Here is a 22,962-nt window from a genome sequence, read left to right as displayed (position 1 = left end):
GCGGAACAGGAGATTCAACACGTGTCCTGCACCATTAGGTCCCGCACGGTGGAAGAATTAGAACTGCATGGTGAAAGCGGGAGGGAAATTATGTCCTATGAATATGCAGAAACCTTGTTAAATCGCAGAGGCATTCGGATCGAGTCCATTGCGGACATTGTTTTTCAGCTTCAGCTAAAATATTATCCTCATTTGACTATGGAAGAATGTGTAGAAAGTGTCAAAGCGGTTTTGCAAAAGCGAGAGGTACAATATACACTGCTGACAGGCATTGCACTCGATGAGCTGGCCGAAAAAAAACTTCTTCCCCAGCCACTTCAAGCCATTATGGAGGCAGACGAACCGCTGTATGGAGTGGACGAGACAATGGCTCTTGGCATTACGAGCGTGTACGGCATGATTGGCTTGACCAGTTTTGGCTATCTGGATAAAGAAAAGATTGGAATTATCGATAAGCTGAACCAAAAAGGCAGTGGTATTCATGTGTTTTTAGACGATCTTGTCGCCGGATTGGCTGCCGCCGCTTCTTCGCGTATTGCCCATCGGAGCCTTCATGCCAAGCATTATCCTGCATCATTGGATGTTTAATTGGCTTGAATAAACAGAATTAATGATTATCTAGGCCCTCCGACGGAACTTGAATGATCAGGAGGGCTTTTGTTGCGGGAAAAAAGTAAGGTATGTTATCATGAGTCTATTATATGGGCTCAAAACTTGAGGCTTAGGGGGTAGAAACAAGGCATGTGGACGGTGATATATATTGCACCGACGGCCAGACTGGCTGACATGATTAAGCTCAAACTGTCTGAAGAAGGTTTTATGGTGCAGACCCGGGCCATCAGTGCATCCAAGCAACAGTTTGAGATACTTGTGCCTTCGGGTGAAGTCGAAGAAATACAGGAAGTGCTTAATTCGATTTTGCGCCCTTGAGTCCGGAACGGCGGAAGTGATACAGCAGCATGAATGGAACAAAGGATGCACGATCGGCGGTAATGTTGTATTAACAGGCGTTGACGTGTGTATGAACATAATGCTTAGAGGTGCCGCATCGACGGCAGAGGACCTTGTATCGGTTACGGCTGACAAATAAACGGCTGGAGAGGTGTAGTTGTGTTTAAAGATTTATTCCAAAAGAAGCGTAAATACGCGACCATCCCTTCGGAACGGGCGCTGAGCGGCGATCAAGCGGACATGCCGGATCGTCCCAAACGGGAAATTCCCGAAGGTCTTATGACCAAATGTGGCAAGTGTGGAAGTATTCAATACAGCAAAGAGTTGGAGAAAAATTTGAAAGTGTGTCCGGTGTGCGGATACCATATGCGTTTGAATGCAATGGATCGCATTCGCATGGTGCTCGACGAAGACACGTTTACGGAATATGATGCCGATATGATTTCGGTTGATCCGCTGGACTTTCCGGGATATGCAAGTAAGTTGGAGCAACAGACCCTGAAATCTGGCCTGCGCGAGGCTGTCGTTACGGGCGACGGCCTTATTCATGGGCATCCTGTTGTCGTAGCGGTGATGAGCTTTGACTTTTTTACAGGCAGTATGGGCTCGGTCGTAGGAGAGAAAATTACGCGTGCCATTGAGCAGGCGATTGACAAGCGCTTGCCGCTTATCATCTTCTCCACATCCGGTGGGGCACGTATGCAGGAAAGTATTCTGAGTCTGATGCAGATGGCCAAAACAAGCGCTGCTCTCGCTCGTCTGGACGAGCAGGGATTGCTCTATATTTCTGTGATCACTGATCCGACTACAGGTGGAGTCTCCGCCAGCTTTGCTATGCTTGGAGATATTATTATTGCAGAGCCAGGTGCTGTATTTGGTTTTGCAGGTCGTATTGTAATTGAGCAAACGATCAGACAGAAGCTGCCGGATGATTTCCAAACTTCCGAATTTAATTTGCAGCACGGACAATTGGATATGGTTGTACATCGCAAGGAACTGCGTGATACCCTTGGGCAATTGCTTGATCTGCACAGTGTGAAAGGGGAGGAATAAATGGCTGGCGAATTGCCTTATGAAAAGCCCCTGGTCGAGATGCGACAGAAGATCGAAGAACTTAAGCAATTCGGACAGGACAAGCAAATTGATTTTACAGATGAAATTAACCGTCTGGAAGAACGTTATCTCCAGATGGAAGAAGAAATATACACGAACATTACAGCATCGCAAAAGATGCATCTGGCTCGTCATCATCAAAGACCAACGTCCCTTGATTTGATCGAGCAGGTGTTTACAGATTTTATTGAATTGCATGGCGACCGCTTGTTCGGAGACGATCTGGCGGTTGTGGGCGGGATTGCCAAGCTAAATGGTATTCCGGTGACCGTCATTGGTCAGCAACGTGGTAAGGATACGAAAGATAACATTGCACGCTTTTTTGGTAGTGCTCATCCGGAAGGATTCCGTAAAGGCTTGCGGCTGATGCAGCAGGCTGAAAAATTTAAGCGTCCTATTATTACATTTATTGATACGAAGGGCGCTTATCCGGGTAATACAGCAGAGGAGAGAGGTCAATCGGAAGCGATTGCCCGCAATTTGCGGGAGATGGCAAAGCTTTCGGTGCCTGTTATTTGTGTGGTCATCGGCGAGGGTGGAAGCGGCGGTGCGCTTGCGTTTGCAGTGGGTAACCGTGTGCTGATGCTGGAACACGCCATTTATTCGGCCATTTCTCCGAACGGCGCAGCCTCGATTCTATGGAAAGATGCTTCTAAGGCAGATCAGGCAGCTGAAGCGATGAAGATCACCGCTAATGACCTCCTGCGCATGGAGATTATCGAGGATATCGTGCCAGAGCCGAAAGGGGGCGCACATCGTAACTATGAAGTGACTGCTGCCGCAATCAAGGAGTTATTAGAACGTCATTTGGCAGACCTTACGAATATGAGCTGCGATGAATTGAGAGAAGACAGGTATCAAAAATTCCGGAAAATAGGACAATATACTTTCTTAAAACCTTCGGAATCTGAACCTATGTTGTAATACGCTGGAAACGGGTAACAATAAATATGACGAACTTCCTATACAAATAGGAAAAAGTGTAGTAGATTTAATTGTTGGAAAAAGATATAAAGAGTAGCACCTTTGAAAACGGAGGAAAAACCCAAATGCGCAAAACTAAGATTGTATGTACCATCGGTCCTTCCAGTGAATCATTGGAAAATGTGAAGAAACTGATTATGGCTGGTATGAACGTAGCCCGCCTGAATTTCTCTCACGGTGATTTCGAGGAGCATGGCAACCGGATTAAAAACATCCGTCAAGCTTGTAAGGAGCTTAACAAAAATGTTGCTATTTTGCTCGATACGAAGGGGCCGGAAATCCGGACAGGAAAGCTCGAAGTTGAACCTATTGAGCTTGTTCAGGACGAGTTCATTACGCTGACAACGGAAGAAATTCTCGGTACGCAAGATCGTATCTCCATTACGTACAAGGATCTTCCCTCGGACGTGGAGCCCGGCTCCACCATTCTGATCGACGATGGTCTGATCGGACTCACCGTTATTGAAGTATCAGGCACTGAAATCAAATGCCGCATTGTCAATGGCGGAACGATCAAAAGCAAGAAGGGCGTTAACGTTCCAGGCGTTGCTATTTCATTGCCTGGTATTACGGAGAAAGATGCGAATGATATCATTTTCGGTATTGAGCAGGACATTGATTTCATCGCGGCTTCTTTTGTTCGTAAAGCAAGTGATGTACAGGAAATTCGTGAATTGCTGGCGAAGCACAACGCAAGCCACATTCAAATCATCTCCAAAATAGAAAATCAGCAAGGTGTTGACAACCTGGATGAAATTTTGGAAGCTTCGGATGGTCTGATGGTTGCCCGTGGTGACCTCGGTGTGGAAATTCCTGCTGAAGAAGTGCCTCTGGCGCAAAAATTGATGATTAACAAATGTAATGTAGCTGGCAAGCCTGTTATTACAGCAACACAAATGCTGGATTCCATGCAACGTAACCCGCGTCCGACTCGTGCGGAAGCAAGTGACGTAGCCAATGCTATTTTTGACGGAACAGATGCAATTATGCTGTCCGGCGAAACAGCTGCGGGTAAATATCCGGTAGAATCTGTATTGACCATGTCACGTATTGCCGAAAAAGCTGAGTCTTCTCTGAACTACCGCGATTTGTTCAAAAAACAAAGAACGGCTCAAGAAATTAGTATTACAGAAGCAATCAGCCAATCCGTTTCTATTTCTGCACTTGACCTGCATGCCAAAGCAATCCTGACGTCCACGCAAAGCGGAACAACGGCGCGTATGATCTCTAAATACCGTCCTGAAGCTCCGATTGTCGCTGTGACAACACAGGAAAGAACAGTTCGCCGTTTGGCTCTGATCTGGGGCGTACACGCAGTACAAGGCAGACCCATCGTTGACACAACAGATAGTCTGTTTGACAATGCGCTGGAAGGTGGTCGCAAATCTGGCCTCGTTAAAGAGGGCGATTTGGTTGTGATTACAGCGGGCGTACCTCTTGGTGATTCCGGTTCCACGAACCTGATCAAAATTAGCTGCGTACCAGCACAAGCGTAATTGTAGTCCCCGCAAAGTAATATAGGGATGGCATTTACTCGTTACAATAAGTAAAAGAGCATTCAGGTCCATAAGACCTGAATGCTTTTTTTGTTAACTAGTTCTTATTCCTTCTCGTCGTATAAAATCAAGGAATGCCTGTTGTATCATGTTCTTATGTGTATCTTGTTGATACACGATGTTTATTTGATAATGGCTCTTTGTGCTGTCAGTTTCGGGATAAGGAAGCCATTCCACCGAGGGGATAGTATGATCCTCGCTACGAACTCCGCAGGCAGGAAAGAAGGCAAGCGCTTCTCCGCCACTAACCACTTGCTTTACTGCTTCCCAAGAGTTGATTTCCAGATGGGATTTAACTAGCGAGGAATAGGAATCTACAACAGATGCCCCGCTATATTTTACCCATATGTGTTTATCCAGCGTATCGGCCCCATTGATGTCCAGTGACTTGGATGTCTCTGCCGATGCAGAGCGGATAATTCCCACCTGATCTGAAGCCACTGGTTCTGCCACAGTATTCTCCAGAAGAGATTCTCCATCGTCGAGAAAAGCAAAATCAACTTCTCCGTCTTTCAGTAGCTGCTTGATTACATCCGGAGATTGAATTTCTAACTGAATACGACATTCTGGATATTGTTGAGCAAAATCAGCCATGATAGTTGGGAGAAGATACATGCCTGAAATCGACTCTGCGCCCAGATGTAAGAGGCCCTGTGATTGTTCTGTCAGTTCATCTACAGCTTGTCTGGCTTCTTGCTCAAGAGAGAGAATCTGCTTTGCGTAAGGCAACATTTTTTTACCAGCCTCAGTTAGCATAATTCTGCCTTGTTGGAGAGAGAACAGGGTCGCACCCATTTCCTTTTCCAGACTTTTCATATGAAAGCTGACGGTGGGCTGTTTGATTTGCAAAGTTTCGGCAACCTCCGTTGCTTTATGGAATTTGTCGATCAGCACTAAGATGCGCAATTTTAAAATATTCATGGAATCGAACAATTCTCCTTACTTGATATTTATGCGTGAATTCACACTATAGATTAATTATATACTGAAAAACAATTTATCTATTAATATTTTATATTTGTTTTACAAAACCTAGTCGTTCGTCTAACATTCCAGGCCTACAATGTAAAAGTGTTGATGGTCATAAATAAAAAACCGTCACTTAACTAAGGGGAGGACAATAAAAAATGTTGAAAAAATGGCCGTTCATTCTGATGACTCTCACCATGGTATTTGCACTTGCAGCTTGCGGATCAGGTAACAATGCTGCACCACAAGGAGACGCTGCTGCAGGAACAGACAATAAAGCAGCTGCTGAACTGACAGGTAACATTCTGGCTGTTGGCTCCACTGCACTTCAACCATTGGTAGAGCAAGCGGGACAAAAATTTATGGCTGTCGATAAATATAAAGGCATTGCGGTACAAGTGCAGGGTGGCGGTAGCGGTACTGGCTTGACTCAAGTTTCCGGTGGACAAGCGGATATCGGTAACTCTGACGTATTTGCAAAGGAAAAACTGGAGAGCGGCGCAGAAGAGCTGGTCGATCACCAAGTAGCTGTTGTAGCTATGTCAGCGGTAGCGAATCCTAAAGTAGGCGTAACAGACCTGAAAAAAGATCAACTGGTACAAATCTTCACAGGTAAAATTACGAACTGGAAAGAAGTTGGCGGTGCAGATCAAAAAATCGTGATCGTGAACCGTCCAAGTAGCTCCGGTACTCGTGCAACCTTTGAAAAATACGCGCTGGGACAAAAAACAGAAGATCTGCCAGGCTCCATTCAGGAAGATTCCTCTGGTACTGTGAAAAAGCTGATTGCTGAAACACCTGGTGCGATTGGTTACCTGGCTCTGTCCTACATCGACAACACAGTTACTGCTTTGAAGTACGACGGTGTGGAAGCTAACGTTGAAAATGTAGAACAAGGTAAATATCCAGTGTGGGCATATGAGCATATGTACACTAAAGGTGAGCCAAAAGAACATGTAAAAGCATTCCTGGACTACATTCTGTCTGATGAAATCCAAAAAGCAGACGTTGTAGACCTGGGATACATCCCGGTATCAGGTATGCAAGTGAAACGTGATGCTGACGGTAACATCACGAAATAAGGAGAGCGATCTCCTGTTCGGATGAACGCAGCTAACGCGAGTATATTCACGAAGAAGAGGCGGACTAACGTCCGGCCTCTATTCTTCGCTTAAAGGAGTCACAGTATGGAACCAATTGAAGGGAAGGCATACATGGAACAGAATAAACGATCCCGAGTTATGAAAGAAAGACATTACTGGGAAGAATGGACCGGCCTCATCTATACGTCGGTTTGTGTCGTTTTTTTAGTTGCAGTCATTGTCTCCATCGTATATTTTGTTGCCTCCAAAGGTGTAGCTACATTTGCGGTGAATGGAGTCAGTCTGCGAGAGTTTTTCTTTGGAACCAAATGGAGCCCGGATGGCGAGCCCAAGTCCTTCGGCGCGCTTCCGTTCATTACGGGTTCTTTTGCCGTAACCATACTAGCGGCCTTAATTGCCAGTCCGCTTAGCTTGTGCGCAGCTTTGTTTATGACGGAAATCGTGCCGAAATCGGGTAAACGTATCCTTCAGCCTGCCATTGAATTGTTATCCGGCATTCCGTCGGTTGTCTATGGCTTTGTCGGCTTGACCGTAATCGTCCCATTGCTGCGAAACGTGTTCGGGGGACAAGGCATCGGTATTCTCGCAGGTTGCCTTGTGTTGTCGGTTATGATTTTACCGACGATTACGAGTATTATGGCGGATGCGTTGTCTTCCCTGCCGGGGGGGCTGCGAGAATCCTCTTATGCATTGGGGGCTACCCGCTGGCAGACAATTGCCCGTGTTATTATCCCGACGCTGCTGCCTGCTCTTTTAACAGGAATTATTCTCGGGATGGCTCGTGCCTTCGGAGAAGCGTTGGCTGTACAGATGGTCATCGGGAATGCTCCGCACATACCGCATTCCTTGCTGGAATCCGCTTCGACCTTGACCAGCGTCATTACTCTTAGCATGGGCAACACAGCGATGGGCTCCGTTCATAACAATGCACTCTGGAGTATGGCGCTTGTTCTTCTGCTCATGACATTTATTTTCGTGCTGCTGGTAAGGCTGCTTGAAAGGAGAAACCGGGTTTGATGAAAGCTAAAACGACCGACAAGATCGCTACATTTGTAATCTGTTTCTTCGCCTTGTTCATTGTTGCACTTTTGGTGGGATTACTGGGCTTCATTTTGGCCCGCGGAGTTAGCCATATTTCTTTTGATTTTCTAACCAGTGCTCCGCAAACGTTACGTGCAGGTGGCGGCATTGGTCCGCAACTGTTTAATTCTGTATTTTTGCTAATCTTAACTTTGATTATTACCATTCCAATTGGCTGGGGCGCCGGCATTTACATGGCGCAATATGCAAAGCCGGGGAAAATTACGGACTTCATACGACTTGTCGTCGAAGTATTGTCCTCGTTCCCGTCAATTGTCATTGGATTGTTTGGACTATTACTCATCGTAAATACGTTTGATTTTGGCTTTTCCCTCTTGTCAGGGGCCCTGGCTTTAGCCGTATTCAATCTGCCACTGATGGTTCGCACAACGGAGCAGGCTTTCCGCGCTGTACCGAAGGAGCAAAAGGAAGCCGGACTTGCGCTTGGATTGTCCAAGTGGAAAATCATTACCTCCATTTTGTTGCCAGCAGCGCTGCCAAGCTTGATTACGGGTACCATCTTGGCCGCAGGCCGTATTTTTGGGGAAGCCGCGGCATTGCTGTTTACAGCAGGGATGAGTACACCGCCGCTTGATTTTACCGATTGGAATCCATTGCATGCCAGATCGCCTATTAATCCGATGCGACCTGCCGAAACATTGGCTGTTCATATTTGGAAGGTCAACAGTGAAGGCATTGCTCCTGACTCCAAAGATATCGCTGCAGGCGCTTCTGCGGTATTGGTGCTGCTCGTTCTGGTCTTCAACTTGAGTGCAAGATGGTTCGGAAGAGTCGTTTACCGTCGGTTGACAGCTGCCAAACGAATGGATTAGAAAGGGGATGGAGAACAATGGAACATGTGATTACACGAACGGCAAAAACCGCCACACCAGCAACATCCGTTCAGTCTACGCGTTCAGAACAACTTGCGGGGCAAGCGCCACATCCGTTCAGTACTGAGGATTTGAGTATTTATTACGGAAGCTTTGAGGCCGTGAAAAAAGTAAACTTAGCTTTTCCAGAGCAGACCGTGACCGCCCTGATTGGGCCTTCCGGCTGTGGTAAATCGACTTTTTTGCGTTCCCTTAACCGAATGAATGATGAGATTGCGTCTTCATCGACAACGGGACATATTTGGATGGACGGACAGGATTTAACGGCACCTGAGACGGACGTGATCAAGCTGCGTCAGCAAATAGGCATGGTGTGGCAACGGCCTAACCCTTTTTACAAATCGATTTATAATAACATTGCGTTCGGTCCTAAATACCGGGGAGTGCGCAAAAAGAAGCAGCTCGATGAAATCGTCGAAAGCAGCCTGCGTAAGGCGGCATTATGGGATGAGGTCAAGGATCGTCTTCACGATTCGGCTCTTGCTCTGTCTGGCGGGCAACAGCAGCGGCTTTGTATTGCACGTGCACTTTCCGTTCAACCGAAAATTCTGTTGCTTGACGAGCCAGCTTCCGCGCTGGACCCTGTGTCTACAGGCAAGGTGGAAGAGCTTATTACCGAATTGAAAAAAGAACTGCGCATCGTTATTGTGACGCACAATATGCAGCAGGCTGCACGAATTTCCGATTATACTGCCTATTTTTATGTTGGAAGTTTGGTGGAACATGGGAAAACAAACGATATATTCACCAATCCTGAAAACGAGTTGACTCAAGAGTATATCATGGGTCGCTTTGGATAAGCCGTCCAGATTGACGACTTGTTATAGATATAAAACATGATAAACATCTTACTAATCTAGTATTGGTAAGATGTTTTTTTATTAGTTTAGTAAACTCTTACATTTGTATATAATAAAATATATTGATTATTTGGTTATATTTTCATATAATACATGTGTTTAATAGTTCTTGAAATACCACAATCCAATTAAAGGAGAGGTTTGCAATGAAGTTTAACGTTAAAAAATCTGTCAAATGGATTGCTTTTTCTGGAATGGCTATTACCCTAACAACTGGACTTGTTAGCCCTTCATGGGCAGCAGCTGAGCAGAATGTGACTGATGCAGGTGCGAGTGTTACCCAAGCCGTATACAATAATGCAAACGTTTACAAAAATGCTGTTGTTCCACTGGCTAGTGTGAATGTGAGTAGTTTGCTGGATAAGTATCGTGATTTTAGTAAATTTTCTACAGGAAATACATCCAAGGACACTACGCTTGCTTTGAATATTGTATCGTGGCAATTGCCGCATGGTGGATTCTTCAAAGCGATGGAAAAGAATTATAAATCCAAATGGGATGGCAAGGCAGCACGTTCTACATGGAAGAGCAAGGATGGTGTTGAACTCGGAACGTTTGATAACGAGGCCACGACAACCGAGATCCGCTTTTTAGCGGATGTATACAAAAAAACTAAAAACAAAGACATTAAAAACAGTGTACAAAAAGCAGTTGATTTCGTACTAACCTCTCAATATTCCTCTGGCGCTTGGCCGCAGGTATACCCTAAACGTGGTAATTATTCTGATGCCGCAACCTACAACGATGATGCTATGGTTAGAGTGATGGTACTGGCAGATGACATTGTAAACAAAAGACAGCCGTTTGATAGCGATATTCTTGACAATACATATCGCTCCAGACTTCAGCAGGCTCTGAATAGAGGCGTACAGTACACCCTTAAAGCTCAAATTGTAAACAATGGCACACCAACGATCTGGGGAGCACAGCATGATCCGATTACTTATGAATCTGTACCCGCGCGAGCCTTCGAGCTTGCTTCCAAAACAACGACGGAATCGGTAGGCATTACGGCATTCTTGATGTCTCAACCGCAGACGGCTGAGGTGAAAAAAGCAGCTCAGAGTGCCTTGAAATGGTTTGACACGAATCGGATCGACGGTATGAAATACAATCGTCAAGGTCCGGAGTTTTTCCAAAAGGATGCTTCAAGCGTGATGTGGTATCGTTTCTACAATGTGGAGGACAATAAGTATTTCTTCTCAGACCGAGATGGCAAAAAGTATACGGACATCATGAAAATTAGTGAAGAAAGACGACTTGGTTACGCCTGGGCGGGAAGTCAGGCGAAGAGCTTATTGAAACTGGCTTCGGAAAGTGGATATTATAAACTGTCCAAGCCGTTGCCACAATAATAAAGCCATTGTTGTAAATGCTTTGAGAGGGAGAGCCGTATGGTTCGGCCCTCTTTTTGTTCCCAGGCGGTAAATATGGTTTAATGGAGAGAGGGCAAAATAGAGATAAAGATGCACAAAGATAGGAGAGCTTGTATGACTCAAGAGGAGAAACAAACGCAACTACGATGGTATGGCGCACCTCTACGTGTCCGTTATCAGGAAAGCGACCAGATGGGGGTCGTGTATCATGCGAATTATTTAAACTGGTTTGAGATCGGGCGTACGGAAATGATTCGGCAGGCAGGCTTTAACTACCGGAGCATGGAAGATCGAGGAGTTTTGCTGCCGGTTATTGAAATCAATGCGAAATATGCGAGCCCTGCTCGATATGATGATTTAGTTACTATCTATACCGCTATTACGGACTTCTCCAGACTACGTCTGAACTATACTTATGAGGTTCGACGGGTAACGGATGAGGAGCACCAAAACAATGTGGGAAAGGTATGGACAGAGGCTGACACGCTGCCGGGAGAACTGCTGGTCACAGGATCGACACGACATGTGTGGTTGAATACCGACTGGAAGCCCGTTCGGCTCGATCAGGCACTGCCTGAGTTGTACACTGCGTTAAGGTCTGCTTTTACAGGCGGGGAGGGACAGAAGTCATGATGATGCGTAAACGTCTGTGGCTGTTGCTGCTGCTCATTCCTTTGGCGGAGCTGTACGGGTTTATATGGGTAAGTCACTGGATTGGAGCGGGGAAAACTATTCTGCTCATTATTCTGACGACCTTGATTGGCGCTGCCATGATGCAATTTGAAGGTCGAAAGGTGATTGCCGATGCCAAAAATGAAATGAACCGTGGCCAAATGCCTGGCCGTAAAATGCTGGATGGATTATGTGTGTTTTTCGGCGGGAGCTTGCTGCTTATCCCTGGATTTATAACGGATATTATTGGTTTTACGTTGGTGTTTCCTTTAACACGAGTATTGTACCGACGTTTTTTATTAAAGTGGCTGGAGAAAAAAATGAAAAACGGCAGTATTACGTTTCGGCGGTTTTGACTGAGCTGCCGTTGTCCCCTCTCTATAACCTAGCGGACTCTTCCAGCAAGAATGTAGTTGCGCAAGTCCTGAATGACATTTGCACGATTCAGTGCATCAAGAACGATGAGTGATACAGGTCCGATAATGAGTCCTAAAACGCCAAACAGCTTGAGCCCGATGAACATACCGATGAGGGTGGGAAGCGGGTTCAATCCCACGCTGCTGGCCAGCACCTTAGGCTCCACGATCTGCCGTCCAATCAACAGGATGGCATAGAGGATCGACAATCCAACCCCTAGTGCCAAATTCCCTGACATATACGCATACAGTGTCCACGGAATCATCACAATGCCAACCCCTAAATAAGGTAACAAATCCACCAGCCCGATCATCAAACCGATGGTAAAGGCCGATTCCACACGCAAGATGAACAGCCCAATGATAACCGTTAATGCGGTAATGGAAATGATAATAAACTGTGCACGCAAATAGCCGTACAATGCTTTACGCAGATCGTGCCAAATATCTGACAATGGTTTGCGGATCGTATCAGGAACCGTATTCGAAAGTATTCGACTATGTCGATCCCAATCCTTACTAATAAAAAAGGCTGCTAATACAATAACCATTAGCACAGCTCCCATATTAGGCAGAGAGGTTAGCAAATTTAAAACCCCATTAAAAAATTGACCGACTAGCGTAGTAACAGCAGAACTGACGGTTTGAGTCGTTTTATCAATATTGCTGTTAATGGTGTGTTGGTAATCGGGATTATCCCGAATAAAATGGTTGATTTCAATAATTATATTTTGGATTAAATCGCTTTGCGTCCAATCAATAAACAGGCTTTTAAAACGCTCGATATGCCCGTCAAAAGTCATGGCCAGCTTAATCATTTCTCGAACCATTCGGGTGATTGCAGCAGACAGGATGATTGCGATTCCGCCTAAATATACAAATAAGGAGACCGTGACAGCCGCCCAACGTGGCATACGAGCCTTGTTACGCAAAAAAACGACCAATGGGTTCATAGCATAGGCCACAAGCCAGGCGAATAGGAAAGGATAAACGAGAGGGAACAGCATATATATGCCCAGCAACAGAGCTACAATCACGATTACGACCCATAGAGCACGAAATATGCGATTCAAGATTAACCGACTCAAGCTCTCACGACTCCTTTCTTTTCGATGGCACTCCTTAAAGGAAGTGCTCTACTATACTTATGCGGGAGGAGGGTAAGACAAGACCTATGTAAAAAAGTGCAAATGGACGCATATATTTTGTAAGGGGTTTCAAAAATTTCTTTATAGATGCGATAAAACATTTGAATGTGTTGGAATAGCCCTCAATGTTCACATAAACGACAAAATCCAGTATAGTGAAAGAAGGTTTAAATATTGACATATGGCGTTAACATTACTCAGCTAAATAAAAGACATATCTTACTTTTGAAAATGTTTACATTGCAAGTCCGTTCACAATGTTTTTACAAAGGAGAGATGTAACGATGACAGCGACTAAAGGTCTGGAAGGGATCGTAGCGACCACTTCCTCCATAAGCTCTATCGTAGATGGCGTTCTCACGTACCGGGGTTATAACATTGATGATTTGGCTGTTAACGCCGATTTTGAAGAGGTAGCTTATTTGTTGTGGTTTGGAAAATTACCTGACCAAGAGCAATTGCAAGAGCTTCGCAGCCAGTTAAGCGAATATGCTGCTATTCCGGATGAAATTATTACTCAATTAAAGTTATACCCGAAAGAATTGAGTACGATGGCTGCCTTGAGGTCAGCTGTATCGTCTCTTGCTTTGTATGACCCAGAGGCGGATGATATGTCAAGAGAGTCCAATGTGACCAAAACCGTCAAGCTTCAGGCGCAATTGCCCACAATTGTGGCAGCCATAGCGCGTATACGCGAAGGCTTGGAACCAATTGCGCCTAAAAAAGGTGTTTCCATTGCTGAAAACTTTTTGTATCAGCTGACTGGCAAGGACCCGGAGGAGACGGCTATTAAGGCGTTCAATCAGGCTCTCGTGCTGCATGCCGATCATGAATTGAATGCTTCGACCTTTGCTGCGCGCGTAACGGTAGCCACTTTATCAGATATTTATTCCGGGATCACGTCTGCCATTGGGGCCTTAAAAGGACCGTTACATGGTGGGGCCAATGAGGCTGTTGCTAAAACACTGGAGGAGATTGGCGGATTGGATCAGGTGGACTCCTATATTCAGGCCAAACTGGATAACCGCGAAAAAATTATGGGCTTTGGGCATCGTGTCTATAAAAACGGTGATCCGCGTGCCAAACATTTGCACAAAATGTCCCGCGAGCTGGGAGAAATGAACGGCGACACTACGTTGTTTGATATGTCAGTTCGAATTGAGAGTATTGTAACAGGGCAAAAAGGCTTGAAGCCGAATGTGGATTTTTATTCTGCCTCCGTATATACCCAGTTGGGTATCAAGAGGGACCTGTTTACTCCTATCTTTGCTGTAAGCCGTGTATCGGGGTGGACTGCACACATTTTGGAGCAGTATGAAAATAACCGCTTGATTCGTCCGCGTGCGGAATACACAGGTCCGATGGATCAAAAATATGTGTCACCAGAGTTGCGCTAACCTTTGGAGGAAGATTGAGGTTGTATACCCTGAATTTAAAAAATAAGGTACAATAGAAGGGTCGGCGAGAGATATACGTTTTTGTCTGTGATAAAGATCATGTCTTTCGTCCTGTACCCATTCATATCTGAGGAGGAAAAGGAACTTATGGCGAAATTTGAAAAGTTTGAGCTCCCAACTGAAGGCGAAAAAATTACAATTGATAACGGTCAACTGCAGGTTCCAAATCATCCGGTAATTCCGTTTATCGAGGGTGACGGCACAGGTCGCGACATCTGGAAAGCTTCCAAGCGCGTACTGGACGCGGCTGTAGAAAAAGCATATAACGGTACGAAAAAGATTGCCTGGTATGAAGTATTCGCTGGTGAGAAAGCTTTCAATACATACGGCGAGTGGCTCCCTAACGATACTTTGGAAGCCATCCGTGAGTATATTGTAGCCATTAAAGGTCCACTTACGACACCTATTGGCGGTGGTATCCGTTCATTGAATGTGGCATTGCGCCAAGAACTGGACTTATACGTATGCCTGCGTCCTGTTCGCTACTTTAACGGTGTCCCATCTCCAGTAAAACGTCCTGAGTTGGTAGACATGGTCATTTTCCGTGAGAATACAGAAGATATTTACGCAGGGATCGAATATGCCGAAGGGTCTGAAGACGTGAAAAAGGTAATTCAGTTCCTTCAGCAAGAGCTGGGCGTGAATAAAATCCGTTTCCCTGAAACCTCAGGAATTGGGATTAAGCCAGTTTCCTCCGAAGGTTCAAAGCGTCTGGTACGGGCAGCTATTCAGTATGCCGTTGACCATGGGCGCAAGAGTGTAACGCTCGTACACAAAGGTAACATTATGAAATTTACCGAAGGTGCCTTCAAAAACTGGGGTTATGAAGTAGCTGAGCAAGAGTTTGCAGATAAAGTATTTACTTGGGCTCAGTATGATGTCATCAAGGAAAAAGAAGGTGAGGATGCGGCAAATGCAGCTCAAAAAGCAGCTGAAGATGCAGGCAAAATCATTATTAAGGATGCGATTGCTGATATTGCACTTCAACAAGTGCTGACTCGTCCTTCTGAATTTGATGTCATTGCTACGCTGAACCTGAACGGGGACTATCTGTCCGATGCTTTGGCTGCTCAAGTTGGTGGAATTGGGATCGCGCCAGGTGCAAACATTAACTATGTAACCGGGCATGCTATCTTTGAAGCTACGCATGGTACAGCTCCAAAATATGCAGACAAAGACGTAGTGAACCCTGGTTCCGTAATTCTGTCCGGCGTTATGCTGCTTGAACATTTGGGCTGGAAAGAAGCAGCTGACCTGATTTACAAGGGGCTGGAGACGTCCATTAATAAAAAGATCGTAACTTATGACTTTGCCCGTCTGATGGACGGTGCTACACAGGTGAAATGCTCCGAGTTCGCGGACACTATTATTAGTAACCTGTAAGGAAGGGGAATACTACTTGACCATTCAACGCAAAAAAATATCCATTGTTGGCGCCGGTTTTACCGGTGCCACTACCGCATTGCTGCTGGCTCAAAAGGAGTTAGGTGATATCGTACTCATTGATATTCCGCAACTAGAGAATCCGACTAAAGGCAAAGCGCTTGATATTTTGGAAGCTGGTCCAGTGCAGGGATTTGACACCCAGATCATGGGCACTTCTAATTATGAGGATGCAGCCAACTCGGATATCGTCATTATTACAGCCGGGATCGCGCGCAAGCCGGGGATGAGCCGTGATGATTTGGTCAATACGAACGCAGGAATTATAAAATCCGTATGTGAGAATGTGAAGAAGTACGCGCCCAATGCTATCGTCATTATTCTGAGTAATCCGGTCGATGCTATGACCTATACGGCGTACCAAACGCTTGGCTTCCCGAAAAATCGGGTTATTGGCCAATCAGGTGTGTTGGATACGGCTCGGTATTGTACCTTTATTGCACAGGAACTGAATGTTTCGGTTGAAGACGTGCGCGGTTTCGTTATGGGAGGGCATGGTGATGATATGGTACCGCTCGTACGCTATTCCAGCGTAGGAGGTATACCTATCGATAACCTGATTTCTCAGGAACGTATCGAAGCGATTGTACAACGTACACGAGTGGGTGGCGGAGAAATCGTTAACCTATTGGGTAATGGCAGCGCATATTATGCTCCAGCAGCTTCGCTTGCGCAAATGACAGAAGCGATTGTAAAAGATAAAAAGCGGATTATACCAGTCATTGCTTACCTGGAAGGAGAGTATGGCTATCAGGACCTGTTCCTCGGTGTACCTACACTTCTTGGCGGGAACGGCATCGAAAAAGTGTTCGAGTTGGAATTGACAGCTGCAGAAAAAGCAGCGCTCGATCAATCTGCCGAAGCGGTTCGTAATGTGACTAAAATAGTCAACGTATAAATACGATTTGCTACTAAAACGGTATACTTTTTTACTTAAAGAGGTGTCCACAAGTCATAGTTATGGCTGTCGGTCACCTCTTTTATTTTTAAATAGTCTATTGTTTTCTTCCTTTTCTTTTAATATTGAAAGTTTCAGTTTGGATTTGCTGGCACCAGCGGAGCGAACGGAATGATTGCGGACAAGTATCCACCCGAGTTGAAACTTTCCCCCTCATATTCCTTTGCTTTGACCCACTTCCCCGGTATAATAGAGTTCATATGCATTAATAGTTACATAGAAAAGCATGTCCCAAAACATTGCAAAGATGCTAGTCATTCGTTGGAATATGATCGTTCTATGGAAAAATCAGTTTGTAAGAAAACAAAGAATTGGAGGTTATAAAGAATGTTTTTTATTCACATTATTGGATCACTGGCAATGGGCTTTTATTTATTGCTTCCCTTCGTCGTGGGCAAAATCGACAAATTGGCTCCAAGTGCGCAGGAGGGAACGATATCGGCTGTGCAGCTATTGAACCGTTTGGCGCAATTTGCACTAATCCTTGTGCTTATTAGCGGCATCTATATGATTTTTGCTTGGAAGTCTTATTCGGTAGCATGGATCGTGGTCGTGTTGTTGTTGTTTCTTGCTATTTCTGGTATCGCAGGTGCTATGGGTAAGCCATTACGATTGTCACTGGAAGCGGTTCGCAACCAACAGCCAATTACTCAATACGCTGGTAAAGTGCGAATGTTCAGTACGCTGTTGGCCGTTTTCATGATCTTAATTACGTTTTTAATGGTATACAGCCATATTATTTAATGAATCATTTTATGAGCGGTTGGAATTGAAAAATGACAACGGCTAACGTTGAAAAAACGGTCTGTGCAGAATAAGCATAGGTCGTTTTTTTGTGTGCTCACATAGCTGGATTTTTCTTTTTTCGTTTAACGGATAAGTTTGTGTGGTAAATCAGGAGTAGAGTGGATGCAAATGTTGCATCCTAAAAAATATCTGATTTGAAGGGAGAATGTACAATGGCTAAAAGCAACCAACCTCAGCAAACCTTGCCCCCGCAGCACCAGGAACAGCAACCGGGGATTGAGTCCAAAATGACGCCTGCACCGCAATTTGAAAAACCAACTTACAAAGCGGCTGGCAAGCTAACAGGCAAAGTTGCACTGATTACTGGTGGAGACAGTGGAATTGGGCGGGCTGTAGCTGTCACGTATGCCAAAGAAGGTGCGGATGTAGCTATCGTCTACTTGAATGAGCATAAGGATGCGGAAGAAACCAAACGTCAGGTCGAACAGGAAGGACGCAAATGCGTGTTGATTCCTGGCGATATCGGAGATGACCAATTTGCCAAAAAAGCGGTGCAACAGACGGTGAACGAATTGGGCAAGCTTGATATCGTCGTGAACAATGCGGCCGAGCAGCATCCACAGCAAAAGCTGGAGGATATCACCAAGGAACAGCTGGAGCGCACGTTCCGTACGAATATCTTCGGTATGTTCTTCCTGACACAAGCGGCATTGCCGCATTTGAAGAAAGGGAGCGCGATCGTCAACACAACGTCGATTACCGCATACGCTGGGAATAAGACGCTCATTGATTATTCCTCCACCAAAGGGGCAATCACATCATTCACTCGTTCCCTATCACTCAATTTGGTGGATCAAGGTATTCGAGTGAACGCTGTAGCCCCAGGGCCGATCTGGACACCGTTAATCCCGTCTACCTTTGATGCCAAGACGGTCAGCGAATTTGGAGGAGCACAGCCCATGAAGCGACCGGGTCAGCCGGAAGAACTGGCGCCAGCTTATGTGTACCTTGCTTCAGACGATTCGTCTTATGTAAGCGGGCAGGTTATTCATATCAATGGCGGTGAAGTTGTAAACGGGTAAGAGGATAAAGAAAAGGTTGGGGCAGTCTTTTGCTCCGGCCTTTTTTCTTTTCACAGTGGAACATAATGCAGGTAGCCTGTAGAATGAGATTAACTTACATAAAAGGATGGGCAAATTTCTATGAAATCGTTTCGTTTCAGGCTTACCCTGATCATGCTGATTTTGATTGGCGTATCTGTCCTTGCTGCTGGAATCACTATGGGACAAATTTTCAAAAATTCGAATATGAAGGTGCTAGAGGAGAACATGGGCCGCGAGATTGACTTGCTTCGCGCAACCTTCCCATTTGTTAATGCTGATGCCCTATCCAGTACGGATTATGTCTCCTATTATTCTGAGAAGGCGAAGGAAATTGCCCATCTGACCGATTCGCGAGTGACCTTCATTCGTAAGGACGGGACGGTGGTGGGTGATTCGTTAAGCGATCCACGCAAGATGGAAAACCATGCATCCCGTGAAGAAATACGACAAGCTACGTCGGAGGGAATCGGACGGACGATACGCTACAGTGAAACTTTGCAACGAAACATGCTATACGTCGCTGAGCCTGTTGTATCGGACAAGGGCTTTGACGGATATATCCGTTTGTCCATGAGTCTGAAAGCGGTGGAAGAGGGAATGCAGCGCGGCTGGACGGCCATCGGGATTGGTCTTGTGTTGCTGTTTATTGCTGCTGGACTGATGAGCTATCGTATTGCTCGCAGCCTCACCTCGCCCATTGAACATATTACAGGGGTAGCCAACCGTATTTCAGGACTGGATTATGACGCAAGGGTCGGCGTACAGCGCCGGGATGAGGTAGGACAACTGGGTGAAGCCATTAATCGTATGGCTGACAGCCTCCAAAACCAAATGAAAACGATTCGTGACAATGAGGATCTGCTGCAAAGCGTCATGAGTAATATGACAGGCGGGATTCTGATGATCGATGCTAATGAACGCATTGCGCTTGTCAACCGTGAGTCTGAGCGTATGCTCGGTGTCGCGGGTAAGCGGGTGACAGACAAGCCGTATCATGAACTGAAGAAGCACTATGAGCTCACAAAGCTAATTGAGGGCAGTATACAAAGCCGAGAAAGGCTACATGGTGAGGTGCATTTGTACAATCCCGAAGAACGACTCGTTTTGCTAGATGGTGTCCCTATGTATGAGGATGAAGGGGGATACCGGGGGATGCTGTTCCTTTTGCAGGATATTACAGCTATTCGAAGGTTGGAAAATATGCGAAGCGAATTTGTGGCAAACGTCTCTCATGAGCTAAAAACACCGATTGCCGCAGTCAAGGGTTTTGCCGAGACATTGCTTGGTGGCGGGGTCAAAGATGAGGAAACAGCCCGTTCCTTTTTACAAATTATATATGACGAAAGCGAACGACTGAATCGACTGATCGGCGATATTCTGGAGCTTTCCAAAATCGAGTCCAAGCGCTCTCCGCTGGATTGCTCTCCAATTCATATCTCTTCTTTCATAGAATCATTGCTGGAGAAACTGAACAATGTAGCAGCGAAGAAAAGGATTACACTGCACATGGATATCCCGGATGAATTGTTTATGGAGGCAGATGAAGATAAGCTTCAGCAGATTTTCCTGAACCTTTTGTCTAATGGCATTAACTATACACTTGATGGCGGCAAGGTAAAAATCAAGGTTATAACGCTACAGCGAGACCATGACACGGAAAAGGTCGTATTTACAGTCAGTGATACGGGTATTGGGATACCGAAAAAGGACCTGCCACGTATCTTTGAGCGCTTTTATCGGGTGGACAAAGGTCGCTCACGCAACTCGGGCGGAACGGGGTTGGGATTATCTATCGTCAAGCACCTGGTTGATCTGCATCATGGTACACTTTCGGTCGAAAGCGAGCTTGGTTTGGGTACGACGTTTACCGTTGAATTACCGTTATTGCAGCAGGAAGAATGAACTATAACATTTTTTACATTGTGTTAACAATGCCGTGATAAAATAAACGGGTGTCGCATGAGCATGGAAAAGATTTCAGGATTTTGACTAATGCGCCTTTAACAGGTAAACAGGAGATGAAGTTATTAATGGGACAACGTTTGCTGGTTATTGAGGATGAACCAACGCTTTCCAGATTGCTATCCTACAATTTGATACAAGAAGGTTTCGAAGTGGACACGGAGGATCATGGCAGTGCTGGGTTTGAAAGAGCGTCCAGAGAATCCTACGATTTGATCCTGCTGGACTTGATGCTGCCGGGAATGAATGGACTGGACATTCTGAGCAGACTTCGCCATCAGGGGCTGACGACACCTATCATTATTCTCACCGCTAAAAACGGGGAGGCTGAGGTTGTCCAAGGACTGAAGTCGGGTGCTGATGACTACATCACAAAGCCCTTTGGCGTTTCTGAGCTGTTGGCCCGCGTAACGGCTGTGCTGCGAAGAACATCCGGAGGGGATGAGGGAGTGCTGTCTGAACAGAAGGATGGCTCCAAAATTCAACTGGGCGAGCTGGAAATCTACCCTGAAAAATATGAAGTCATTCTTGGAGGTCAATCCATCAGCTTAAGACCCAAGGAATTTGAGGTACTTCTCTATTTGTCCCGCAAGCCGGGTGTCGTCCTGACTCGAGATGATCTAATGAATGCCGTGTGGGGCTTTGACTACATCGGTGGTCAACGGACGGTGGATGTACACGTCAGCTCCTTACGTAAAAAGCTGGAGCTTGATCCCGACTCGGTTCATATTGATTCGATCCGCGGAGTGGGGTATAAGCTGGTTGTAAATAAAAAAAGAAGCGCTTCTCATTTGTTATAAATGAGGAGCGTTTTTCTCTTTCCAGGCCGTAGCAGCAACTTTTATGTCCATTTTGTGATTTTACATTTCGTTGACAAAACTAGCCATTAAAATCAACAAATGACCGATATGATGTTCCCGTCACTCCAAGTAGTTAAAAAAAGGGGACTTCAGAACGATGATAACGGAACCAAAGACCCAGCCGAGTTCCACTGCCGTGATTGAACGTGAAACGTTCAAGCCGATTACTACCTATGTGCCATGCCGGGAGGTTCCGATCATTGGCACGGATATGTCTTGCAAAGAACTGTTAGCACTCATGAAAGCACAGGAAGATATCCCCTGTGTCATCGTCGTGGATAAATATGACCTTCCATTGGGCATTATCATGAGAGATGCATACAATCGTCATTTTACGGGCAGGTTCGCTGCGGCGTTGTTCTATGATAAACCGGCTTCCCTATTTGCCGATCCGAATACATTAATTGTGGATTTGAAAAGTCCGGCAGCGGAAATTGTAGAACAGGCGATGATGCGTGAAGATCAGCGTTTTTACGATTGTTTATTGATAAAGGAAGGGACAAGATTACTCGGTGTACTCACAATTCGTGATATCCTGTCTGTCGTTCAACGAATGCAAAGAGAAGCAGACGAAGATCGGGGCGATGTGATTCGACATAGCTATGACGGAGTCCAGCGTATTCGGATGACTGTTTTGGATGCAGCGAAAGAGGCGGATGACAGTGTGCAGCTAACTCGCTCAATGAGTGAATTATCCCGCCGTGGTAAAGTGGAACTGGAGGATGTTCTGCTTTCTTATCATGCAGTAACGGAACAAATGAAGCGCCAGCATGAGCAGATGACAGCCTTAACCCAATCGCTGAATGATATTGCGGGCATGGCCTCATCCATTCGTGCATTGGCAGATCACAGCGGATTGCTGGCGATCAATGCGTCTATTGAAGCGGCCCATGCTGGCGAACACGGGCGTGGCTTTCAGATTGTGTCTCAAGAGGTTCGGAATATGTCACTCCAGACCAAAGCTTTTTCTGTACAGATTACCGGCTTACTCGCTCATATTGAGCAAATGCTGCGTGACACTGCTGAACTGACGGATACGAGTATGCAGCAGATTCATACAGGCTCTAAATTTATATCTGCCGGAACCCAAACGTTTTCCAAATTATTGCAGGCAGTCGATGAAATAGAGGCTAAAAATAGTGAAATGTCCCGTTCCGCAGAAGAAGCTGCCTTGAATGCAGCTGGAATAGCACAGGAGCTTGAGCTCATGCTGAGTTCTTGATCATTTTACATACCGTTAACAAATCCACCACACTGAATTTACACACAGCTTATATAATCTTCATATTGTGCAAATCAGGTGCAATGCTT

General features: G+C 45.6%; 23 protein-coding genes. 20 read left to right on the top strand and 3 right to left on the bottom strand.

What is annotated here, in order from left to right; translation table 11 throughout:
- Positions 1-90: 90 nt before the first annotated feature.
- From G7035_RS26665 to pyk, 5 genes are all read left to right on the top strand, one after another.
- Positions 91-588 (top strand): phosphatidylglycerophosphatase A family protein, encoded by a 498-nt coding sequence (locus G7035_RS26665; RefSeq protein WP_025364511.1) that lies wholly within the window; start codon positions 91-93, stop codon positions 586-588.
- A gap of 153 nt (positions 589-741) precedes the next feature.
- The gene (locus tag G7035_RS26660) at positions 742-930 is read left to right on the top strand and encodes a hypothetical protein (protein ID WP_007429680.1); all 189 of its coding nucleotides are present in this window, start codon (positions 742-744) and stop codon (positions 928-930) included.
- A 180-nt stretch (positions 931-1,110) separates the two neighbouring features.
- Positions 1,111-2,004: an acetyl-CoA carboxylase, carboxyltransferase subunit beta gene (gene accD / locus G7035_RS26655; RefSeq protein WP_016819618.1), complete on the top strand. Its 894-nt coding sequence runs from the start codon at positions 1,111-1,113 to the stop codon at positions 2,002-2,004.
- Entirely contained in the window at positions 2,005-2,988 is a 984-nt protein-coding gene (locus G7035_RS26650) for an acetyl-CoA carboxylase carboxyltransferase subunit alpha (RefSeq protein WP_016819619.1), read from the top strand.
- Between the two features lie 125 nt (positions 2,989-3,113).
- Positions 3,114-4,544 carry a pyruvate kinase gene (gene pyk / locus G7035_RS26645; protein WP_016819620.1) on the top strand — a complete coding sequence of 477 codons (1,431 nt, stop codon included), beginning with the start codon at positions 3,114-3,116 and terminating at the stop codon, positions 4,542-4,544.
- A 93-nt stretch (positions 4,545-4,637) separates the two neighbouring features.
- On the opposite strand, the gene G7035_RS26640 is transcribed toward pyk, so the two are convergent.
- Positions 4,638-5,525 (bottom strand): LysR family transcriptional regulator, encoded by an 888-nt coding sequence (locus G7035_RS26640; RefSeq protein WP_019686840.1) that lies wholly within the window; start codon positions 5,523-5,525, stop codon positions 4,638-4,640.
- Between the two features lie 206 nt (positions 5,526-5,731).
- Between G7035_RS26640 and G7035_RS26635 the strand changes: the two genes are divergently transcribed.
- The 7 genes from G7035_RS26635 (at position 5,732) to G7035_RS26605 (ending at position 11,913) form a co-directional block, all read left to right on the top strand.
- The gene (locus G7035_RS26635) at positions 5,732-6,655 is read left to right on the top strand and encodes a phosphate ABC transporter substrate-binding protein (protein WP_016819622.1); all 924 of its coding nucleotides are present in this window, start codon (positions 5,732-5,734) and stop codon (positions 6,653-6,655) included.
- A gap of 105 nt (positions 6,656-6,760) precedes the next feature.
- Positions 6,761-7,693, top strand: coding sequence for a phosphate ABC transporter permease subunit PstC (pstC, locus tag G7035_RS26630; protein ID WP_196478887.1), 933 nt, complete (start codon positions 6,761-6,763; stop codon positions 7,691-7,693).
- Complete coding sequence (gene pstA, locus G7035_RS26625; protein ID WP_013309592.1) at positions 7,693-8,589, top strand: phosphate ABC transporter permease PstA; 897 nt, start codon at positions 7,693-7,695, stop codon at positions 8,587-8,589. Before pstC ends, pstA begins: the two co-directional genes overlap by 1 nt.
- Positions 8,590-8,606: 17 nt before the next feature.
- On the top strand, positions 8,607-9,449 hold the full coding sequence (gene pstB / locus G7035_RS26620; protein ID WP_016819624.1) for a phosphate ABC transporter ATP-binding protein PstB: 843 nt from the start codon (positions 8,607-8,609) through the stop codon (positions 9,447-9,449).
- 206 nt (positions 9,450-9,655) lie between these two features.
- A complete protein-coding gene (gene pelA, locus G7035_RS26615; protein WP_019686841.1) occupies positions 9,656-10,864 on the top strand; it encodes a pectate lyase in 1,209 nt (402 codons plus the stop codon).
- A gap of 135 nt (positions 10,865-10,999) precedes the next feature.
- Positions 11,000-11,518 (top strand): acyl-CoA thioesterase, encoded by a 519-nt coding sequence (locus tag G7035_RS26610; protein ID WP_017425912.1) that lies wholly within the window; start codon positions 11,000-11,002, stop codon positions 11,516-11,518.
- Positions 11,515-11,913: an FxsA family protein gene (locus G7035_RS26605; protein ID WP_013370347.1), complete on the top strand. Its 399-nt coding sequence runs from the start codon at positions 11,515-11,517 to the stop codon at positions 11,911-11,913. Before G7035_RS26610 ends, G7035_RS26605 begins: the two co-directional genes overlap by 4 nt.
- Positions 11,914-11,942: 29 nt before the next feature.
- Here the strand turns inward: G7035_RS26605 and ytvI are convergent, their stop codons facing one another.
- Positions 11,943-13,061 (bottom strand): sporulation integral membrane protein YtvI, encoded by a 1,119-nt coding sequence (ytvI, locus tag G7035_RS26600; protein WP_016819627.1) that lies wholly within the window; start codon positions 13,059-13,061, stop codon positions 11,943-11,945.
- Positions 13,062-13,405: 344 nt separating this feature from the next.
- On the opposite strand from ytvI, the gene citZ reads away from it, so the two are divergent.
- From citZ to mdh, 3 genes are all read left to right on the top strand, one after another.
- A complete protein-coding gene (gene citZ, locus G7035_RS26595; protein ID WP_016819628.1) occupies positions 13,406-14,518 on the top strand; it encodes a citrate synthase in 1,113 nt (370 codons plus the stop codon).
- 147 nt (positions 14,519-14,665) lie between these two features.
- Positions 14,666-15,961, top strand: a complete 1,296-nt coding sequence (gene icd / locus G7035_RS26590) for an NADP-dependent isocitrate dehydrogenase (RefSeq protein WP_016819629.1) — start codon at positions 14,666-14,668, stop codon at positions 15,959-15,961.
- A 16-nt stretch (positions 15,962-15,977) separates the two neighbouring features.
- Positions 15,978-16,919 (top strand): malate dehydrogenase, encoded by a 942-nt coding sequence (gene mdh, locus G7035_RS26585; RefSeq protein WP_016819630.1) that lies wholly within the window; start codon positions 15,978-15,980, stop codon positions 16,917-16,919.
- 134 nt (positions 16,920-17,053) lie between these two features.
- Here mdh and G7035_RS27760 read toward each other — a convergent pair whose 3' ends face one another.
- Positions 17,054-17,179: a hypothetical protein gene (locus tag G7035_RS27760; protein ID WP_263560150.1), complete on the bottom strand. Its 126-nt coding sequence runs from the start codon at positions 17,177-17,179 to the stop codon at positions 17,054-17,056.
- A gap of 127 nt (positions 17,180-17,306) precedes the next feature.
- Here G7035_RS27760 and G7035_RS26580 point away from each other — a divergent pair, with 127 nt between their 5' ends.
- From G7035_RS26580 to G7035_RS26560, 5 genes are all read left to right on the top strand, one after another.
- Positions 17,307-17,723 carry a hypothetical protein gene (locus tag G7035_RS26580; protein ID WP_017425909.1) on the top strand — a complete coding sequence of 139 codons (417 nt, stop codon included), beginning with the start codon at positions 17,307-17,309 and terminating at the stop codon, positions 17,721-17,723.
- A 215-nt stretch (positions 17,724-17,938) separates the two neighbouring features.
- Positions 17,939-18,808 (top strand): SDR family oxidoreductase, encoded by an 870-nt coding sequence (locus G7035_RS26575; RefSeq protein ID WP_029514976.1) that lies wholly within the window; start codon positions 17,939-17,941, stop codon positions 18,806-18,808.
- A 120-nt stretch (positions 18,809-18,928) separates the two neighbouring features.
- A complete protein-coding gene (pnpS, locus tag G7035_RS26570; protein WP_019686842.1) occupies positions 18,929-20,731 on the top strand; it encodes a two-component system histidine kinase PnpS in 1,803 nt (600 codons plus the stop codon).
- A 128-nt stretch (positions 20,732-20,859) separates the two neighbouring features.
- Positions 20,860-21,591: a response regulator transcription factor gene (locus G7035_RS26565; RefSeq protein ID WP_019686843.1), complete on the top strand. Its 732-nt coding sequence runs from the start codon at positions 20,860-20,862 to the stop codon at positions 21,589-21,591.
- 157 nt (positions 21,592-21,748) lie between these two features.
- Entirely contained in the window at positions 21,749-22,873 is a 1,125-nt protein-coding gene (locus tag G7035_RS26560) for a methyl-accepting chemotaxis protein (protein WP_019686844.1), read from the top strand.
- The last annotated feature ends 89 nt before the right edge of the window (positions 22,874-22,962 follow it).

This window comes from Paenibacillus polymyxa (assembly GCF_015710975.1).
GTDB classification, from domain to species: Bacteria; Bacillota; Bacilli; order Paenibacillales; family Paenibacillaceae; genus Paenibacillus; species Paenibacillus polymyxa.
This window is presented reverse-complemented; position numbering and strand designations above follow the sequence as displayed.

Excerpts from the sequence above, each read along its gene's own strand:
- G7035_RS26665 (WP_025364511.1), top strand. The coding sequence starts at position 91 with ATGTCCTATGAATATGCAGAAACCTTGTTAAATCGCAGAGGCATTCGG.
- G7035_RS26660 (WP_007429680.1), top strand. The coding sequence starts at position 742 with ATGTGGACGGTGATATATATTGCACCGACGGCCAGACTGGCTGACATG.
- G7035_RS26650 (WP_016819619.1), top strand. The coding sequence starts at position 2,005 with ATGGCTGGCGAATTGCCTTATGAAAAGCCCCTGGTCGAGATGCGACAG.
- pyk (WP_016819620.1), top strand. The coding sequence starts at position 3,114 with ATGCGCAAAACTAAGATTGTATGTACCATCGGTCCTTCCAGTGAATCA.
- G7035_RS26640 (WP_019686840.1), bottom strand. The coding sequence starts at position 5,525 with ATGAATATTTTAAAATTGCGCATCTTAGTGCTGATCGACAAATTCCAT.
- G7035_RS26635 (WP_016819622.1), top strand. The coding sequence starts at position 5,732 with ATGTTGAAAAAATGGCCGTTCATTCTGATGACTCTCACCATGGTATTT.
- pstC (WP_196478887.1), top strand. The coding sequence starts at position 6,761 with ATGGAACCAATTGAAGGGAAGGCATACATGGAACAGAATAAACGATCC.
- pstA (WP_013309592.1), top strand. The coding sequence starts at position 7,693 with ATGAAAGCTAAAACGACCGACAAGATCGCTACATTTGTAATCTGTTTC.
- pstB (WP_016819624.1), top strand. The coding sequence starts at position 8,607 with ATGGAACATGTGATTACACGAACGGCAAAAACCGCCACACCAGCAACA.
- pelA (WP_019686841.1), top strand. The coding sequence starts at position 9,656 with ATGAAGTTTAACGTTAAAAAATCTGTCAAATGGATTGCTTTTTCTGGA.
- G7035_RS26610 (WP_017425912.1), top strand. The coding sequence starts at position 11,000 with ATGACTCAAGAGGAGAAACAAACGCAACTACGATGGTATGGCGCACCT.
- G7035_RS26605 (WP_013370347.1), top strand. The coding sequence starts at position 11,515 with ATGATGATGCGTAAACGTCTGTGGCTGTTGCTGCTGCTCATTCCTTTG.
- citZ (WP_016819628.1), top strand. The coding sequence starts at position 13,406 with ATGACAGCGACTAAAGGTCTGGAAGGGATCGTAGCGACCACTTCCTCC.
- icd (WP_016819629.1), top strand. The coding sequence starts at position 14,666 with ATGGCGAAATTTGAAAAGTTTGAGCTCCCAACTGAAGGCGAAAAAATT.
- G7035_RS27760 (WP_263560150.1), bottom strand. The coding sequence starts at position 17,179 with ATGAACTCTATTATACCGGGGAAGTGGGTCAAAGCAAAGGAATATGAG.
- G7035_RS26580 (WP_017425909.1), top strand. The coding sequence starts at position 17,307 with ATGTTTTTTATTCACATTATTGGATCACTGGCAATGGGCTTTTATTTA.
- G7035_RS26575 (WP_029514976.1), top strand. The coding sequence starts at position 17,939 with ATGGCTAAAAGCAACCAACCTCAGCAAACCTTGCCCCCGCAGCACCAG.
- pnpS (WP_019686842.1), top strand. The coding sequence starts at position 18,929 with ATGAAATCGTTTCGTTTCAGGCTTACCCTGATCATGCTGATTTTGATT.
- G7035_RS26565 (WP_019686843.1), top strand. The coding sequence starts at position 20,860 with ATGGGACAACGTTTGCTGGTTATTGAGGATGAACCAACGCTTTCCAGA.
- G7035_RS26560 (WP_019686844.1), top strand. The coding sequence starts at position 21,749 with ATGATAACGGAACCAAAGACCCAGCCGAGTTCCACTGCCGTGATTGAA.